This window comes from Nocardiopsis lucentensis DSM 44048 (assembly GCF_000341125.1).
Lineage (GTDB): Bacteria > Actinomycetota > Actinomycetes > Streptosporangiales > Streptosporangiaceae > Nocardiopsis > Nocardiopsis lucentensis.
The window spans coordinates 1-2,570 of record NZ_ANBC01000224.1; the positions used below are offsets into that span (position 1 = coordinate 1).

4 protein-coding genes are annotated in these 2,570 nt (G+C 68.8%); 1 reads left to right on the forward strand and 3 read right to left on the reverse strand.

Features of this window, described 5'->3' with window-relative positions:
* Positions 1-124: 124 nt before the first annotated feature.
* Positions 125-997, reverse strand: a complete 873-nt coding sequence (locus tag D471_RS0107425; RefSeq protein ID WP_017598029.1) for an oxidoreductase — start codon at positions 995-997, stop codon at positions 125-127.
* A gap of 128 nt (positions 998-1,125) precedes the next feature.
* On the opposite strand from D471_RS0107425, the gene D471_RS0107430 reads away from it, so the two are divergent.
* Positions 1,126-1,569 carry a winged helix-turn-helix transcriptional regulator gene (locus tag D471_RS0107430; protein ID WP_017598030.1) on the forward strand — a complete coding sequence of 148 codons (444 nt, stop codon included), beginning with the start codon at positions 1,126-1,128 and terminating at the stop codon, positions 1,567-1,569.
* A gap of 93 nt (positions 1,570-1,662) precedes the next feature.
* Here the strand turns inward: D471_RS0107430 and D471_RS0107435 are convergent, their stop codons facing one another.
* On the reverse strand, positions 1,663-2,151 hold the full coding sequence (locus D471_RS0107435) for a methylated-DNA--[protein]-cysteine S-methyltransferase (protein WP_017598031.1): 489 nt from the start codon (positions 2,149-2,151) through the stop codon (positions 1,663-1,665).
* 56 nt (positions 2,152-2,207) lie between these two features.
* A partial coding sequence (locus D471_RS33385) for a DNA-3-methyladenine glycosylase family protein (protein ID WP_394296849.1) occupies positions 2,208-2,570 on the reverse strand: 363 nt, incomplete at its 5' end.

A 2,570-nucleotide genomic window follows, 5' to 3' on the forward strand; every position in this document is an offset into this window, starting at 1 on the left:
ACGGTTTTTCTTGGGGGGTCGTCCTTGGTGGGCGGCCCCCTTCTTTTTTGTGTTGGGGGGGTGCCCGGGAGGGCGCCCCCCTTTTTTTGTTGCGTGGGGACGATCTGGGCTGGCGGATACCCCGCTAGCGGCCGATCTGGTCCAGTTCGGCGAGATCCTCGTCGGAGAGCGAGAGACCGGCACCGGTGACGTTCTCGCGCAGGTGTGCCGCCGACGAGGTGCCGGGGATCAGCAGGACGTTCGGTGACCGTCGCAGCAGCCAGGCGAGGGCGACGGACATCGGCGTCGACTCCAACCGGGTGGCGACGGTCGTGAGCGCCGAGGACTGGAGCGGACTGAAGCCGCCGAGCGGGAAGAAGGGCACGTAGGCGATGCCCTCCCGGGCGAGCGTGTCGATCAGTTCGTCGTCGTGGCGGTGGGCGAGGTTGTACATGTTCTGCACGCACACGATCGGTGCGATCGACCGTGCCTCGGCGACCTGCTCCGCCGTCGCGTTGCTGACTCCCAGGTGCCTGATCAGGCCCTGTCGCTGGAGTTCGACGAGCGTCTCGAGCGGCTCGGCGAGTGAGCCGGGCTGAGGTCCTGTCGCGTCACCGAGTCGGAGATTGACCAGATCGAGCACGTCGAGGTCGAGGTCTTCGAGGTTCTCGTGGATGGCGCGACGCAGATCCTCGGGCTCGCGGGCCGGGGGCCAGCCGCCCTGCTGGTCGCGGTCGGCACCGACCTTGGTCACCACGTGCAGCGCTTCGGGGTAGGGGTGTAGCGCTTCACGGATGAGTTGGTTGGTGAACCGCGGTCCGTAGACGCCGGCGGTGTCGATGTGGGTGATGCCGAGATCGACGGCTTCGCGGAGGACCGCGACCGCGTCGTCGTGGTCAGCGGGCGGCCCCATGACCCCGGGTCCGGAGAGCTGCATGGCGCCGTAGCCGAACCGGGTGACGTTCAGGTCGCCCAGAGTCCAGGTGCCGCCGGGAAGCGAGGTGGAGAGCGTGCTCATGTTCCTGTCCTTCATCGCAAGCTGAGGGTGGTGCCTGATGGCGCCTTGCATCAGTATGGGAACGCAACTTCCGAACGGGAAGTAGGCACTTCAGAGTGCGTAAGGCACTCACGGGTAGGGGGTAGCTGATGGCAACGCTGACGGCTGAGCAGAAGAGGGCACAGAGCAAGGCCCGCTACGACGCCTTCCTGGCGGCCTGTCCCAGTCGCAAGCTGCTCGACCGCATCTCCGACAAATGGGCCACGCTGATCCTGTGCGCACTGGGTGGCGGCGGCTCACACCAGCCAGGTTCCGAAGGTCCCGGCGAGCCGCGGTCGATGCGCTACTCCGAACTGTCGCGCCAACTGGTCGGCGTCAGCCAGAAGATGCTCACCCAGACGCTGCGCTCCTTGGAACGCGACGGTCTCCTCACCCGCACCGTGACACCGACCGTGCCCGTCACGGTCACCTACGAGCTGACCGAGCTCGGTCTCTCCCTGCACCAGGCGGTGCGCGTCATCAAGACCTGGGCCGAGACGCACATGGACGAGGTGCTCACCAACCGCGAAGCGCACGACGCCCGCGTCACCTGAACCAGGAAGGGGTGGGATGCCACCCCGGGGACGGGGCCGCGGACGACCGAAGGCCCGGGAGGGGCTCTCCCCTCCCGGGCCGATCCGTGTCCGTCATGACTCCAGGGCGAGAAGGAACCTCTTCCGCTCCAAGCCGCCCGCGTAGCCGGTGAGGGACCCGTCGGCCCCGATCACCCGGTGGCACGGCACGATGATGCTGATCGGGTTGCGCCCGTTGGCCATCCCCACCGCACGGGAGGCGGTCGGGCGGCCCAGCTCCTCCGCCAGCTGACCGTAGGAGGCGGTCTCCCCGTACGGGATCGTGGTCAGCGCGGCCCACACCGCCAACTGCCAGTCCGTTCCCGCGGGGGACAACGGGAGGTCGAACTCCCGCAGGTCGCCCGCGAAGTAGGCCCCCAACTGGTTGATCGCCTCCTTGAAGGCGGCCTGGTCCCTGGTCCAGCTCTCCGGAACGGTCCGCGACCGGGTCCACACCCCGCTGAGGGACTCGGTGTCGCCGAACAGGGTCAGCTCGCCGATGGGCGAGTCCATCAGGGCGAAGCGGGTCGGTCCCGTGGCCGTCCGGAACTCCTTCCTCGGCATCCGAGGCGGCTCCTTCGGGTCCGGTACTTCCAGGTTCAGTGGCAACGCCTGCTGGTTCATGCTGTGTCCGTTCTCGCCCACAGGAGGTGCGTGGCGTAGGACCGCCACGGACTCCATTGTTCCGGTGTGGTCTGCTCGCCGCGCAGTCCCTGGCGGACCCCGAGGTCTCCGTCGAGGAAGACGTCCGGGTCGCCCAGGCCGCGCATGCGGATGTAGCTCGCGGTCCACGGGCCGATGCCGCGGAGCGCCAGCAGGTCCTTCTCGGTCCGCTCCCGGTCACAACCGGGACCGAGGTCGACCTCGCCGCTGGCGATCGCCGCGCAGAGCCCGACCAGGGCGTGCCCCCGTGACACGGGGATGGACAGGTCGGTCGGGTCCGCGGCCGCCAGCACCGCCGGGGCCGGGAAGAGGCGGGGGGG

Coding starts and splice junctions, on each gene's coding strand:
- D471_RS0107425 (WP_017598029.1), bottom strand. CDS start 997: ATGAGCACGCTCTCCACCTCGCTTCCCGGCGGCACCTGGACTCTGGGC.
- D471_RS0107435 (WP_017598031.1), bottom strand. CDS start 2,151: ATGCCGAGGAAGGAGTTCCGGACGGCCACGGGACCGACCCGCTTCGCC.
- D471_RS0107430 (WP_017598030.1), top strand. CDS start 1,126: ATGGCAACGCTGACGGCTGAGCAGAAGAGGGCACAGAGCAAGGCCCGC.